Annotated in this window: 13 protein-coding genes; 5 read left to right on the forward strand and 8 right to left on the reverse strand. The window is 68.9% G+C overall.

Going from position 1 to position 13,112, the window contains the following annotated elements:
• Positions 1-25 precede the first annotated feature (25 nt).
• The 4 genes from ACV229_RS01335 (at position 26) to dmpG (ending at position 4,294) form a co-directional block, all read left to right on the forward strand.
• Positions 26-1,408, forward strand: a complete 1,383-nt coding sequence (locus ACV229_RS01335; protein WP_448081310.1) for a DUF1329 domain-containing protein — start codon at positions 26-28, stop codon at positions 1,406-1,408.
• A gap of 89 nt (positions 1,409-1,497) precedes the next feature.
• Positions 1,498-2,280 (forward strand): 2-oxopent-4-enoate hydratase, encoded by a 783-nt coding sequence (gene dmpE / locus ACV229_RS01340; RefSeq protein ID WP_448081311.1) that lies wholly within the window; start codon positions 1,498-1,500, stop codon positions 2,278-2,280.
• Positions 2,281-2,351: 71 nt separating this feature from the next.
• Positions 2,352-3,251: an acetaldehyde dehydrogenase (acetylating) gene (locus ACV229_RS01345; protein WP_448081312.1), complete on the forward strand. Its 900-nt coding sequence runs from the start codon at positions 2,352-2,354 to the stop codon at positions 3,249-3,251.
• 11 nt (positions 3,252-3,262) lie between these two features.
• On the forward strand, positions 3,263-4,294 hold the full coding sequence (gene dmpG / locus ACV229_RS01350) for a 4-hydroxy-2-oxovalerate aldolase (protein ID WP_448081313.1): 1,032 nt from the start codon (positions 3,263-3,265) through the stop codon (positions 4,292-4,294).
• 116 nt (positions 4,295-4,410) lie between these two features.
• Here dmpG and ACV229_RS01355 read toward each other — a convergent pair whose 3' ends face one another.
• The 7 genes from ACV229_RS01355 to ACV229_RS01385 are packed head-to-tail and all read right to left on the reverse strand — an operon-like array spanning position 4,411 to position 11,398.
• Positions 4,411-5,229: an SDR family NAD(P)-dependent oxidoreductase gene (locus tag ACV229_RS01355; RefSeq protein ID WP_448081314.1), complete on the reverse strand. Its 819-nt coding sequence runs from the start codon at positions 5,227-5,229 to the stop codon at positions 4,411-4,413.
• A gap of 44 nt (positions 5,230-5,273) precedes the next feature.
• A complete protein-coding gene (locus ACV229_RS01360) occupies positions 5,274-6,818 on the reverse strand; it encodes a FadD3 family acyl-CoA ligase (RefSeq protein ID WP_448081558.1) in 1,545 nt (514 codons plus the stop codon).
• A gap of 35 nt (positions 6,819-6,853) precedes the next feature.
• A complete protein-coding gene (locus tag ACV229_RS01365) occupies positions 6,854-7,954 on the reverse strand; it encodes an alkene reductase (RefSeq protein ID WP_448081315.1) in 1,101 nt (366 codons plus the stop codon).
• Between the two features lie 21 nt (positions 7,955-7,975).
• Positions 7,976-8,602 carry a nuclear transport factor 2 family protein gene (locus tag ACV229_RS01370; RefSeq protein WP_448081316.1) on the reverse strand — a complete coding sequence of 209 codons (627 nt, stop codon included), beginning with the start codon at positions 8,600-8,602 and terminating at the stop codon, positions 7,976-7,978.
• Positions 8,603-8,635: 33 nt separating this feature from the next.
• The gene (locus ACV229_RS01375) at positions 8,636-9,460 is read right to left on the reverse strand and encodes an SDR family NAD(P)-dependent oxidoreductase (RefSeq protein ID WP_448081317.1); all 825 of its coding nucleotides are present in this window, start codon (positions 9,458-9,460) and stop codon (positions 8,636-8,638) included.
• A 15-nt stretch (positions 9,461-9,475) separates the two neighbouring features.
• Positions 9,476-10,303 (reverse strand): SDR family NAD(P)-dependent oxidoreductase, encoded by an 828-nt coding sequence (locus ACV229_RS01380; RefSeq protein WP_448081318.1) that lies wholly within the window; start codon positions 10,301-10,303, stop codon positions 9,476-9,478.
• A gap of 12 nt (positions 10,304-10,315) precedes the next feature.
• Positions 10,316-11,398, reverse strand: a complete 1,083-nt coding sequence (locus ACV229_RS01385) for a Rieske 2Fe-2S domain-containing protein (RefSeq protein ID WP_448081319.1) — start codon at positions 11,396-11,398, stop codon at positions 10,316-10,318.
• Between the two features lie 340 nt (positions 11,399-11,738).
• On the opposite strand from ACV229_RS01385, the gene ACV229_RS01390 reads away from it, so the two are divergent.
• Complete coding sequence (locus ACV229_RS01390) at positions 11,739-12,908, forward strand: helix-turn-helix transcriptional regulator (RefSeq protein ID WP_448081320.1); 1,170 nt, start codon at positions 11,739-11,741, stop codon at positions 12,906-12,908.
• A 46-nt stretch (positions 12,909-12,954) separates the two neighbouring features.
• Here ACV229_RS01390 and ACV229_RS01395 read toward each other — a convergent pair whose 3' ends face one another.
• Complete coding sequence (locus tag ACV229_RS01395; RefSeq protein WP_448081321.1) at positions 12,955-13,104, reverse strand: hypothetical protein; 150 nt, start codon at positions 13,102-13,104, stop codon at positions 12,955-12,957.
• Positions 13,105-13,112 lie beyond the last annotated feature (8 nt).

Here is a 13,112-nt window from a genome sequence, read left to right on the forward strand (position 1 = left end):
TCATTTTCCAGCAAGAGGATTTGTCATGAAGCGAATTGCTCTCCCCCTCCTGCGCGCGTCGGTGCTCGCCGCGTGCGCGGTCGTCACGACGACATCGTTCTCGAAGATCACGCCGGACGACCTGAAGTCGCTCGACAGCACGCTGACGCCGATGGGCGCGGTGCGCGCCGCGAGCAAGGACAACAGCGTGCCCGAGTGGACCGGCAAATGGCTCGGTACGCCGCCGGACGTCCAGTACAAGCACGGCGGCCGCTACCCCGATCCGTTCGCGAGCGAGAAGCCGCTGTTCACGATCACCGCGGAGAACATGGCGCAGTACGCGGAGCATCTGACCGACGGCCAGAAGGCGATGTTCAAGCGCTATCCGGCGACCTTCAAGATCGTCGTCTATCCGAGCCATCGCGATTTCCGCTACACAGATTCGGTGTACAAGGACATCCGTGCGTACGCACCCGATTCGACGATGACGACCGATGCGAATGGCCTCACGAATGCGCCGCCGCAGGTGCCGTACCCGATCCCGAAGACAGCCGCCGAGCTGCTGTGGAACCAGCGGATGTCGTCGGCGATCGGCACCGAGCAGGCAACGTATGACCAGGCGGTCGTCTATTCCGACGGCAACATCGCGTGGGGCAAGGTACGCTACGACATCTACTCGCCGCGCAACGTCGGCAAGTACGACGTGAAGAGCGACCTGAACAACCGCACGTTCTACCGCAATGCGACCGAGCTGCCGCTGTCCGACCGTGGCTCGCTGATCGTCGGCTTCACGAACTGGGACAAGGCCGGCGCGGACAACTCGTCGCGCACGTGGATGTACAACCCCGGCACGCGCCGCGTGCGGCAGGCGCCGGAATACGGCTACGACCAGCCGCAGGGCCCGGGCGGCTTCCGCACGGTGGACGACGACCGCCTGTACAACGGCCCCGGCGACCGCTACGACTGGAAGATCGTCGGCAAGCGCGAGGTCTACGTGCCGTACGACAACTACAAGGTGATGGACGGCTCGGTGAAGTACGCCGACCTGCTGACCAAGGGCCACGAGAATCCGGCGTACGTGCGCTACGAGCTGCATCGCGTGTGGGTGCTGCAGGCGACGCTGAAGAGCGGCTATCGCCACCAGTATGCGAAGCGCGTGTTGTATATCGACGAGGATACGTGGATGACGCCGCTCGCGGACAACTACGACGCGCGCGGTCAGCTGTGGCGCACCAATGTCGCGACGACGCTGTACGCGTTCGATGCGAAGACGTTCTACCCGACCGCCGTGTTCTATCACGACCTCGTGTCGGGCGCCTATATGGCGGACCGCCTGACCAACGAAGGGTCGATGCCGAAGCTCGACAACAGCCCGCAGTTCACCGAGGCGTACTTCTCGCCGGACGCGATCCGCAGCTCGGGCAACTGACGCGCACGACCCGCACCATGGCGCCGGGGCCCCGCTCCGGCGCACAACGCCGCCCGCGACGGCGGCCTTTTCCATTCGAGGGCCCTTTCATGTCTTCCCGCTTGCATACGGCGCTCGGCGACGAGCTGTACGCCGCGTGGCGCACCCGCGCGCCCGTCACGCCGCTGTCGGGCCGCCCGCGCCGGCTCACGCTCGACGACGCGTACCGGATCCAGCAGCGCTTCATCGAACGGCGCGTCGCGCAAGGCGAATCGGTCGTCGGCAAGAAGATCGGCGTGACGAGCCAGGCCGTGCAGGACATGCTGAACGTGCGCCAGCCCGACTTCGGCATCCTGCTGTCCGGCATGCACTACGCGGCGGGTGTTGCGATTCCTGCCGATTCGCTGATCGCGCCGCGCGCCGAAGGCGAGATCGCGTTCCTGCTCGCGCGCGACCTGCGCGGCCCCGGCATCGACCGCACCGACGTGATCGCCGCTACGGCAGCCGTCGCGCCCTGCTTCGAGATCGTCGATTCGCGGATCCGCGACTGGGCGATCCGGATCGAGGACACCGTCGCCGACAACGCGTCGTGCGGCGTCTATGTGCTCGGCGACGCGCGCGTCGATCCGCGCACGCTCGATCTCGCCGCGTGCGAGATGACGATCGAGAAGAACGGCGAGCCGGTCGCGCACGGCCGCGGCGACGCGGCGCTCGGCCACCCGGCCGACGCGGTCGCATGGCTCGCGAACACGCTCGCCGAATTCGACGTGCCGCTGCTCGCCGGCGAGATCGTGCTGTCCGGCTCGCTCGCGAAGCTGATCCCGGTCGCGGCCGGCGATGCGCTGACGATGCATATCGAAGGCATTGGCGGCTGCGACGTCCGCTTCGTCTGAACATGAATCCGTATCCGCATCGAATCCGAACCTGAATCTGAAGGACCCGCGTTATCCAAAGGAACCTCCGCATGAAGAAAATCAAATGTGCATTGATCGGGCCCGGCAACATCGGCACCGACCTGCTGTACAAGCTGCGCCGCTCGCCGGTGCTCGAACCGGTGTGGATGGTCGGCGTCGATCCGGCGTCCGAAGGCCTCGCGCGCGCGCGCGAGTTCGGCCTGAAGACCACCGACCAGGGTGTCGACGGGCTGCTGCCGCACGTCGCCGCCGACGACATCCGGATCGCGTTCGACGCGACGTCCGCCTACGTGCACCGCGACAACTCGGACAAGCTCACCGCGCTCGGCGTGCGGATGATCGACCTGACGCCCGCCGCGATCGGCCCGTACTGCGTGCCGCCCGTGAACCTCGACACGCATCTCGGCACCGCGCAGATGAACGTCAACATGGTGACGTGCGGCGGCCAGGCGACGATCCCGATGGTGTACGCGGTCTCGCGCGTGCAGCCGGTCGCGTACGGCGAGATCGTCGCGACGGTGTCGTCGCGTTCGGTTGGCCCCGGCACGCGCCGCAACATCGACGAGTTCACGCGCACGACGTCCGGCGCGATCGAACAGGTCGGCGGCGCCCGCAAGGGCAAGGCGATCATCGTGATCAACCCGGCCGAGCCGCCGCTGATCATGCGCGACACGATCCACTGCCTGACCGACGGCCCGCCCGACGTCGACGCGATCACCGCGTCCGTGCACGCGATGGTCAAGGAAGTCCAGCGCTACGTGCCCGGCTATACGCTGAAGAACGGCCCGGTGTTCGACGGCAACCGCGTGTCGGTGTTCATGGAGGTCGAGGGGCTCGGCGACTACCTGCCGAAATACGCGGGCAACCTCGACATCATGACCGCCGCCGCAGCCGCGACCGCCGAGCGCTTCGCCGAACAGATGCTGGCCGACACGGCCGCCACCGCATGAGGAGTCACGCGATGTCACTTGCAGGCAAGAAAATCACCGTCCACGACATGTCGTTGCGCGACGGGATGCACCCGAAGCGCCACCAGATCTCGCTCGACCAGATGCGCGGCATCGCGCGCGGGCTCGACGCGGCCGGCGTGCCGCTGATCGAGGTCACGCACGGCGACGGGCTCGGCGGCGCGTCCGTCAACTACGGCTTTCCGGCGCATACCGACGAGGCGTACCTGAGCGCCGTGATTCCCGAGCTGAAGCAGGCGAAGGTGTCGGCACTGCTGCTGCCCGGCATCGGCACCGTCGAGCATCTGCGGATGGCGCACGCGCTCGGCGTGAGCACGATCCGCGTCGCGACCCACTGCACCGAGGCCGACGTGTCGGAGCAGCATATCGGCCTCGCGCGCACGCTCGGGCTCGATACGGTCGGCTTCCTGATGATGGCGCACATGTCGGCGCCCGAGCAGCTCGTCACGCAGGCGAAACTGATGGAGTCGTATGGCGCGAACTGCATCTACATCACCGATTCGGCCGGCCACATGCTGCCCGACGACGTGACCGCGCGGATCGGCCAGGTGCGCGACGCGCTGAAGCCGGAGACGGAGCTCGGGTTCCACGGCCACCACAACCTGGCGATGGGCGTCGCGAACTCGATCGCGGCGATCGCGGCCGGCGCGAACCGGATCGACGCGGCGGCGGCCGGCCTCGGCGCGGGCGCGGGCAACACGCCGATGGAGGTGTTCGTCGCCGTATGCGACCGGATGGGCATCGAGACCGGCGTCGACGTGTTCGCGATTTCCGACGTGGCCGAGGATCTCGTCGTGCCGATCATGGACGCGCCGATCCGCATCGACCGCGATGCACTAACGCTCGGCTTTGCGGGCGTCTATTCGTCGTTCCTGCTGTTCGCGAAGCGCGCGGAGGCGAAGTACAAAATCCCCGCCCGTGACATCCTCGTCGAGCTCGGCCGGCAGCGGCTCGTCGGCGGGCAGGAGGACATGATCGAGGATGCGGCACTGACGATGGCGCGCGCGCGCGGCGTGACAGTCTGAAGTCGGGCCTGACGTCGCAGGCGGTGCCGGCAACGCCGGCATCCGGATAAAGAAACGCGGGGCGCAGTTCAGTTGATTGCGCCCCGCGTTTTCTTTGGTTGACGGAAGCGATGTGCTCAGAAGCGCTGCGACGGGATATTGCCGCCGTCGACGACGAGCTCCGCGCCGGTCACGTAGCTCGCCTCGCTCGACATCAGGAACCGGACCGCGCGGCCGATTTCCGCCGGATCGCCGAGACGGCCGAGCATGATGCGCCGCTCGAACGTTCCGGCGGGCAAGGCGTCGACGACGCCCTGGATCATCGGCGTCAGGATCTGGCCCGGCGAGATCGCATTGACGCGGATGCCGTCGTTGCCGAGGCTGTCGGCGAGCGACCGGACGAGCGCGAGCACCCCGCCCTTCGACGCGGTGTACGCCGGAATCAGCCCGTTGCCGAGCGTCGCGTTGATCGACGCGATCGCGACGACCGCCGATCCGGGATGCGCGCGCAGGTCCGGCAGCATCGCGTGCACGAGCAGCGCGAGCGCGCGCAGGTTGACGTCGAGCACGGCGTCCCAGCGCGCCTCGGTCAGCGCGTCGATGCCGCTCTGGTCGACGACGCCCGCCGCATGCACGAGGCCGCCGACGGCCGGCAGCGCCGCGCGGGTCGCGGCCAGCGCATCGTTCAGCCGGCCGCCGTCGCGCAGGTCGACGCCGATGCCGACGGCCGGCACGCGATAGCGTTCGGCCAATTCCGCGGCCGCGGCGCGCGCGGCGTCCGCCTGGATGTCCCAGATCGCGACCGGGCGGCCGATCGACGCGAGCGCCTCGGCGGATGCCTTGCCGATCCCCGATGCGCCGCCGGTCACGACGACGCCCGTCGACGGCGTGTCGAGTGCGACGCGGAATATGCCGCGATCGGTGTCGCCGGGCGAGGAAGAGGTGTCAGTCGTCATGTGCTGTCTCCTTTTGATGATGGTTCGTTGCGGGTAATGATCGTTCAATCGCCGTCCTGCGTCGCGGCTTCCTGCAGCAGCCGTTTCATCACCTTGCCGGACGCATTGAGCGGCAGCGCGTCGACGAACACGAAGCGGCGCGGCACCTTGTAGTTCGCCATCCGCACGCGGCACCAGCCGGTCAGCGACGCTTCGTCGAGTGACGCGCCCGCGCGCGGCACGACGAACGCCTTGCCCGCTTCGCCGAGCCGCGCGTCGGGCATGCCGACCACGGCGGCCTGCGCGATGCCGGGATGCGCGGCGAGCACGTTCTCGATCTCCGCCGGATAGCAGTTGAAGCCGCCGACGATGTACATGTCCTTCAGGCGGTCGGTGATGCGCAGGTAGCCGCGTTCGTCCAGCACGCCGACGTCGCCCGTATGCAGCCAGCCGTCCGGGTCGATCGTGTCGCGGGTCGCCGCGTCGTCGTCGAGGTAGCCCTGCATCACGTTGAAGCCGCGGATCAGGATCTCGCCGGGCGTGCCCTGCGGCACGTCGGCGCCGTGCGCGTCGACGCAGCGCACCGCGACGCCCGGCAGCGGACGGCCGCAGGTCGTCGCGGCAATGCGTTCGTCGTCGCCGGTGCGGCAGACCGTCGCGAGCCCGCAGCACTCGGTCAGCCCGTACGCGGTCAGCACCGACGCGAAGCCGAGCCGGTCGCGCATCCGTGCGATCAGGTCGGGCGCGACGTTCGCCGCGCCGGTCACGGCCACCCGCAGCGACGAGCGGTCGAAACGGTCGAGATCCGGGTGTGCGAGCAGGCTCAGGTACAGCGTCGGCGAGCCCGGCAGGAAGCTCACGCGCGCGTCGGCGATGCGTCGCAGCACGGTATCCGCATCGAACGTCGCCTGCGGCAGGATCGTCGCGCCGCGGATCAGCGCGGCGAGCCAACCGGCCTTGTAGCCGAACGCGTGGAAGAACGGGTTCACGATCAGGTAGCGGTCGCCCGCCTGCAGCCCGACGATCGCCGACCACTGGCCGAACGCGGCGAGATTTTGCCCGTGCGCGGTGACGACGCCCTTCGGGCGTCCCGTCGTGCCGGACGTGAACAGCACATCCGACGGCGTGTGCGGCGCAATTGCCGCGATTCGCGCGTCGAGCGCCGCTTCGGGCGTGTCGCCGGCGCGCGCGATGAACGCGTCCCAGCCCGCCGCGCCGGCTTGCGCGTCGCGCAGCACGATCGTGTGGCGCAGCGACGGGATCGCATGCTCGGCGAGCAGGTCCGGATAGCGGACGCCGAGAAACTCGCCGATCGAGAACAGCACGCGTGCGCGGCTGCGGGCCAGAATGTCCGCGGCTTCGGCGCCTTTCAGCCGCGTGTTGAGCGGCACGAGCGCGGCGCCCGCGAGGTGGATGCCGAGCGCCGCGACGATCCACTCGTGCAGGTTCGGCGCCCAGATCGCGACACGCTCGCCCGGCTGCACGTCGAGCGCGATCAGCGCCCGCGCGGCGCGCCGTGCTTCATGGTGAAGCGCCGCGTAGCTGAGGGTGATACCGTCATCCACGATGGCGGGGCTGTCCGCGTAGCGGCGCGCGGATTCGGCCAGCATCGCGGGAATGGTCGACGGTGTCGGAAGCGATGAGGTCACGGGACGAGACTCCGTTTCAAGGAAGGGATGCGCGCGTCGTGCGCCGGATAGTCCGTATAGCCGCGTGCGCCGGGCGTATACAGCGTCGCGCGGTCGAATGCCGCGAGCGGCGTGCCGTGCTGCAAGCGCGCGACGAGGTCCGGGTTCGCGATGAAGTGCCGCGCGAACGACACGGCGTCAGCCTGGCCGGTCGCGAGCGCTTCGGCTGCGCTGCGCGCGTCGAAGCCGTCGTTCGCGATCAGCGTGCCGCGAAAATGGCGGCGTGTGAGCGCGAACGCGTCGAGCCGCGGGTCAGGGGAACGGCTCACGTGCAGATACGCGAGCCCGAGCGGTGACACGGCGTCGAGCAGCGCGCCGTAGGTGAGCGCGGGATCGTCGTCGTGCATGTCGTTGTACGGATTGCCGGGGCAGATCCGCAGCCCGGTGCGGTTCGCGCCGATCGCGCCGGCGATGGCCTCGAGCGCTTCGACCGTGAAGCGGATGCGCCGCGCAAGCGTACCGCCGTAGTCGTCGCTGCGGTGATTCGAGCACGCGAGCAGAAACTGCATCGGCAGATAGCCGCTGCTCGCATGCAGCTCGACGCCGTCGAAGCCGGCGGCGATCCCGTTGACGGCCGCCTGCCGGAAACCGTCGATCACGCCCGGAATCTCCGCACGGGTAAGCGCGCGCGGCATCTCCATCGGCACCGGTCCGTGCCCGTCCGCATGGATCGTGCCGTTCGCGCGGACCGCGGACGGCGCGACGGTATCGGCGTCCGGCGGCTTGTTGTAGCGAGACGCGACGCGTCCGACATGCATCAGTTGCAGCACGATGCGGCCGTGCGCACGGTGCACGGCGTCCGTCACGCGCCGCCACGCGTCGATCTGGCGCGGCGTCGCGATGCCGGGCGTGCGGCAGTAGCCCTTGCCGTCGGCGTGCGGATAGGTGCCTTCGGCGACGATCAGGCCGGCGCTGGCGCGCTGCGCGTAGTACGCGACGTGCAGGTCGCCCGGCGCGTCGTGCTTGTCTGCGCGGCTGCGCGTCATCGGCGCCATCACGATCCGGTTCGACATGGCGAGTGCGCCGATGCGGGCGGGTTCAAAAAGCGGCGTGGTCATGGTCTGGACTCCGTACGGACGTCAGCGCGTGCGGATCGTCGGGAACCCCGAACCCCGGCGCATCGTCGCCAGGAACGCGTCGAGCGGCGCGGGCGGCGCGACGTCGGGTAGCCCGTCGGTCGGTTTGTCGTTCCAGAACGCCTTCCACGACGGCCACAGCGCATGCCACGAGCCGTCATACGGCTCGCGGCCCGGCCAGCGCATCTTGCGCTCGCCGATCGGCGGCCGGTTCAGGTCCGATGCATACAGGTAGCACGGATAGCGGCGCCGGAAATACCAGCGCCCGTCGATCCGCTCGTAGTCGTCCCAGTACAGCATCTGCATGACGACCCATTCGGGTCCGGTCTCGTGCTCGTTCTTCGAGTAGACGACGCCGCTCGCATGGTCGGCATCCGAAAACTCGATGATGTGTCCGCCGATGTGATGCGACGTGACCGTGAACTGGTTGCGCAGCGTGTCGTCGATCCAGCGCTTCAGGTGGGCGCGCCCGACCTGGTCCTTGCCGACCACGACGTCTTCCGGAAAGAGGCTCGTCCATGCGTCGAGATCGCGCATGTCGAGCGCGAGCGCGTATTTCGCGGGCAGCATCCGGATCGCGTCGGTCGATTCGAGCCGGTCGATCCGCGCGAGCAGGTTCATGTCGTTCATGGGGGTATCGCTCCTGTCGAATGCGTGTGCCGCTCAGTCCGCGCGCGCTGCGCTGCGCCGTTCGGCCGACGTGTCGGACACGTAGTCGGTCGTGCCGACGTCGAGGCGGCAGGTCTTGCCGCCGTCGACGACGAGGCTCTGCCCGGTGATGTACGACGCTTCGTCGGACGCGAGGAACAGGATCGCGTCCGCGACCTCGCGCGGCTCGCCGATGCGCCCCATCGGCACCGCGCGCGCGGTGCCTGCGCGCGTCGCGTCGTCGTGCAGCGCTTCGCGCGTGCCCTCGCTCCAGACCACGCCCGGAATCACGACGTTCACGCGGATGCCGTCGGCCGCGCCCTCGAGCGCGACCGCCCGGCTGAAGTTCAGCACGCCCGCCTTCGCCGCGCCGTACGCCGACAGCCCGGGGCTGCCGAACAGCCCCGCGACCGAGCCGAGGTTCACGATCGCGCCGCCGCCCTGCCGCTTCATCGCGCGCATCGCGGCGCGCGTGCCGAAGAACGCGACGTCGAGGGTACCGCGCAGGCAGCGGTGCCAGTCGTCGGCGCTGACCTGATCGACAAGCCCCCACGTGTAGTTCACAGCGTTGTTGACCATCACGTCGAGGCGGCCGAAGCGCTCCAGCGTCGCGTCGACCGCTTGGTGGACCGACGCCTCGTCGGTCACATCGGCCTGGATCCAGGCGGCGTCGCCGCCTGCCGCGGCGATCTCGCGCGCGACCTGTTCCAGCGGCTCGCGGCGCCGGCCGCAGAGCATCACGCGCGCGCCTTCCGCCGCGAAACGCTGCGCGGTCGCCGCGCCGATGCCGGTGCCCGCGCCGCTGATCAGCGCGGTCTTGTGCTGCAAACGTCCTGCCATCGATGTCTCCTGGTCCTAGATCATGTACATGCCGCCGCTGACCGACAGCGTCTGCCCGGTCATCTGCCGGGCGTCGTCGGACGCGAGGTAAAGGATCGAACGCGCGATGTCGTCCGGTTCGGCCATGCTGCCGAGCGGAATCGCGCGTTCCAGTTCGCGCGCCCATTCGTCGGGAATCGACTGCATCATCGGCGTGCGCGTCGGGCCCGGGCAGATCGCGTTCACGCGAATCCCGCGCGGGCCGAGGTCGCGCGCCAGACAGCGGGTCAGGCCGAGGATCGCGGCCTTCGACGCGCAGTACGCGGGCGGCCCTTCTCCCGACAGCGCCGACACGCTCGCGATATTGACGATCGCGCCGCGCACGCCCGTGTCGATCATCAGGCGCACGGCGGCGCGCGAGCAATAGAACGTGCCGTGCAGATTGATGTCGACGATCCGGCGCCAGCCTGCGTCGGTGAGATCGACGATCGCGTCGGAGAACACCGTCGGCGTCTCGCCGTTCGCGCGTTGCTGCGCGCGCAGCGCGATCCGCTGTTGCGCGTGCTCGAAGCCGTCGCCGGCCACCTGCCCCGCACCCGCGTTGTTGACCAGCACGTCGAGCCGCCCGTAGCGCCGGCCGATCGCGTCGAACAGCGCGGCCACCGCGCCGCTGTCCGCCACGTCGCATCCGGACGCGAGTCCCGTGCCGACGGATCGAGCGAGGTCCAGCGTCTCGTCGGCGCGCGCGCCGTCGAGATCGGCGACGACGATCGTCGCGCCTCGCTTCGCGAACCGCAGCGCGGTCGCGCGCCCCATTCCCGACCCCGCGCCGGTGACGAGCACCACCTTGTCCGTGAATGACATTGCCGTGCTCCTTCAGATCGCGTGAAGCCGGCTGGCCGCGAGCGGCGGCACGTCGGCCAGCGTACGCCACGCGCCGTCTTGCCATTCGAAGACCTTCTTGCGGTCGAGGTCGGCAGGCAGGTTCGCGACGTCCGTATAGAACTGCCGGTACCAGTCGCGCAGCTGATAGATCGGCCCGTCGCCTTCGCACAGCACGGGGTGATCGATGCGCGTCTTGTTGTGCCAGATCTCGACGTCCTGGAAGAACGACCGGTGCGCCTGCTCGACGTAAGCGTCCGCGATCGCGCGGTTTTCGTCGTCGGACAGCGCCGGATCCTTGCGGATCATCACGCCGTAGCGCAGGTCGAAGCTGTGCTGGTCGATCGGCACATGGCAGTTCAGCAGGATGCTGTGCACGGCCTGGCCGTCGACATCGGCCGTCATCCGCGTGATGTGGTACGCGGGGCCGAAATACGCGCTGTCCGCGACGAGCCCGTTGCCGAGCAGTTCGCTCTGCCCGCCGCGAAACATCTGGTAGCCGGTATGGCCGACGAACGTGTTGCAGAAGTAGTTCGCCGGGGACCCATGCACGGGACCGAAATGCGCGACGTCGGCGAGGTTGTCGACGAGTTCGCGGCAGTTCGTGCGGATCGTCATCTTGCGGACGGCCCACGGCGTCCATTCGCCGGAAAAGCACGCGTCGATGCGCGGGATCGCGACGTCGTCCGTCGGCGGGCTGCCTTCGTGGTCATGCCACACGAACAGCAGCTGGTTCTGCTCGCACGTAGGCCACGACCGGATACGCGCCTTCTGGGGAATGCGGGTGGCGTAAGGCACGTGCTCGCACGCGCCGTCCGCGCCCCAGCGCCAATGATGGAACGGGCAGGCGATCGCGTTGCCGCAGATCTCGCCCTTGGACAGGTCGGCGCCCATGTGCGGGCACCACGCGTCGAGTATCCGGATCGCATTGTCGTCGCCGGCGAACGCGACGAGTTGCGTGCCGAAGATGTCGAGCCGGTGCGGCTTGCCGTCCCGATACGCGGATGCGAGCCCGAGGCAGTGCCAGCCGCGCGCATACCGGTCGGCGGCCGCCGGAGCGGCGTGTTGCGGTTCCATGTGTCTCCTCCGTGATCGTGTCGTGTGCGGCCCATTGTCGGGACCGCGCCGCGGCCGAACATAATCCGGATGGATGAGAACGCCGCCCGCGCGTGGCGATCGCGCCGATTTCCGCACCGCGCGCACGTAAACAACCCCGGTTTGGACTAGATTTCGCGGCGCGCGGCATCGATGCGGTGAAACCTTGTTGCCGCGGTGAACCGGTGGAGAACAGGGGCAAACCGGCTATGATGGTCGCTCGCCGCAGCCGGCGCGAACGGATGCTTGCCGTTACCCCACCGACGCGCGATGGCGCCGGAACCCGGAAAGGGTTTCCCATAAGAGACAGGAGACGATGGCCTTGACCGCGACCGCCATGCCCGTGTGCGCCGGCACCGACCTTGCGGTGTCGACGCCCGACGAACTGAGCGACCTGATCGGCCTCGTCTACGAGGGCGTGACATCCGACGTGCCGTGGCGAGGCCTGCTTGACGTGCTCCGCACGCGGCTCGCGGCCAACTACGCGACCCTCGTGCTGCGGCCGCCCGCCGACGCGCTGAAGGGGCTGATCGTCACGTCGAGCCTCGTGGATACGTCGGTCGGCACCGGCGCGTATCTGCAGCGCTTCTATGCACTCGATGCGTTCGTCAACCTGCCGCGCGACACGGTCACGACCGTTCACGAAATGCTCGGCGAGCGCCGCTGGCTCGACAGCGAGAAATACCGCTATTTCGACAGGATGTACGACGTGCTCCACGTGATGGGCGCCGACATTCACGCGGACGCCGACAACGAATGCCGGCTGCGGATCTGCCGCCCGCACGGCGCTCCGCCGTTCGGCGAGAACGAGACGGCGCTGTGCCGGTTCCTGCTGCCGCACCTGAAGCGCGCGGTGGGCCTGCGCGCGACCATCGAGGTGACGACGAACGAACGCCGTCTGTACGCCGAGACGGTCAGTCAGTTGCGCATCGGCGCGATCCTGCTCGACGAGCAGGCGCGGGTGATGAAGACCAACGACGATGCGGCGCGCGTGCTGGCCGAACGTGACGGGCTGCTCGTGGCGAACGGCAAGCTGGCCTGCGACGGCGCCGCGGAAAACCGCCAGCTGCAAACGCTGATCCGGCAGGCGCTGACCCGCCGGGCCGATGCGGCGCCGAACACCGCGCAGGGGATGACGTTGAACCGCAGCGCGGGACGCGCGCGGCTGGGGCTGCGCGTGCGGCCGCTGCCGGTCGACGAGCAATCGGGCCGCAAGCGGCGCGCGGCGGCCGTCGTGCTGGTGCGGGATCCCGACTGCCTGCCGCAGATGTCGGGTGAGACGCTGCAGGCGATGTTCAACCTGACCCGCAGCGAAGCGTCGCTGGCGCTGCACCTGGTTCAGGGGCGCACGCTGCAGGAGGCCGCGGACACGATGGCGATCCGTCACAACACGGCCCGCGCGCACTTGCGTGCGGTATTTTCGAAGGTGGGCGTGACGCGGCAGACCGAGTTGATCCAGGCAATCCAGAACTGCGTGATTCCGTTGGAGTGATGCTGCGCGGCGGCGCTGCAACCGCGCCCGCCCGAACGCGCTCGGGTCATTGCGGCTCGACAGGCGGGATCTCGAGCGCGTCCTTCCTCCCCATCGTGTCGATTCGCAAGCGCGCGCCGATCGAGTAAAACGGCGTGAACGGCCGGCCATCGTCCGGCGTCGGCAGCCGGTTCGACGCGGCGGCACGACACGACATCCCGAGCG

This window comes from Burkholderia sp. MR1-5-21 (genome assembly GCF_053427715.1).

What these genes read in the sequence shown, in the direction of transcription:
- ACV229_RS01335 (WP_448081310.1), top strand. Translation starts at nt 26, where the DNA reads ATGAAGCGAATTGCTCTCCCCCTCCTGCGCGCGTCGGTGCTCGCCGCG.
- dmpE (WP_448081311.1), top strand. Translation starts at nt 1,498, where the DNA reads ATGTCTTCCCGCTTGCATACGGCGCTCGGCGACGAGCTGTACGCCGCG.
- ACV229_RS01345 (WP_448081312.1), top strand. Translation starts at nt 2,352, where the DNA reads ATGAAGAAAATCAAATGTGCATTGATCGGGCCCGGCAACATCGGCACC.
- dmpG (WP_448081313.1), top strand. Translation starts at nt 3,263, where the DNA reads ATGTCACTTGCAGGCAAGAAAATCACCGTCCACGACATGTCGTTGCGC.
- ACV229_RS01355 (WP_448081314.1), bottom strand. Translation starts at nt 5,229, where the DNA reads ATGACGACTGACACCTCTTCCTCGCCCGGCGACACCGATCGCGGCATA.
- ACV229_RS01360 (WP_448081558.1), bottom strand. Translation starts at nt 6,818, where the DNA reads ATGCTGGCCGAATCCGCGCGCCGCTACGCGGACAGCCCCGCCATCGTG.
- ACV229_RS01365 (WP_448081315.1), bottom strand. Translation starts at nt 7,954, where the DNA reads ATGACCACGCCGCTTTTTGAACCCGCCCGCATCGGCGCACTCGCCATG.
- ACV229_RS01370 (WP_448081316.1), bottom strand. Translation starts at nt 8,602, where the DNA reads ATGAACGACATGAACCTGCTCGCGCGGATCGACCGGCTCGAATCGACC.
- ACV229_RS01375 (WP_448081317.1), bottom strand. Translation starts at nt 9,460, where the DNA reads ATGGCAGGACGTTTGCAGCACAAGACCGCGCTGATCAGCGGCGCGGGC.
- ACV229_RS01380 (WP_448081318.1), bottom strand. Translation starts at nt 10,303, where the DNA reads ATGTCATTCACGGACAAGGTGGTGCTCGTCACCGGCGCGGGGTCGGGA.
- ACV229_RS01385 (WP_448081319.1), bottom strand. Translation starts at nt 11,398, where the DNA reads ATGGAACCGCAACACGCCGCTCCGGCGGCCGCCGACCGGTATGCGCGC.
- ACV229_RS01395 (WP_448081321.1), bottom strand. Translation starts at nt 13,104, where the DNA reads ATGTCGTGTCGTGCCGCCGCGTCGAACCGGCTGCCGACGCCGGACGAT.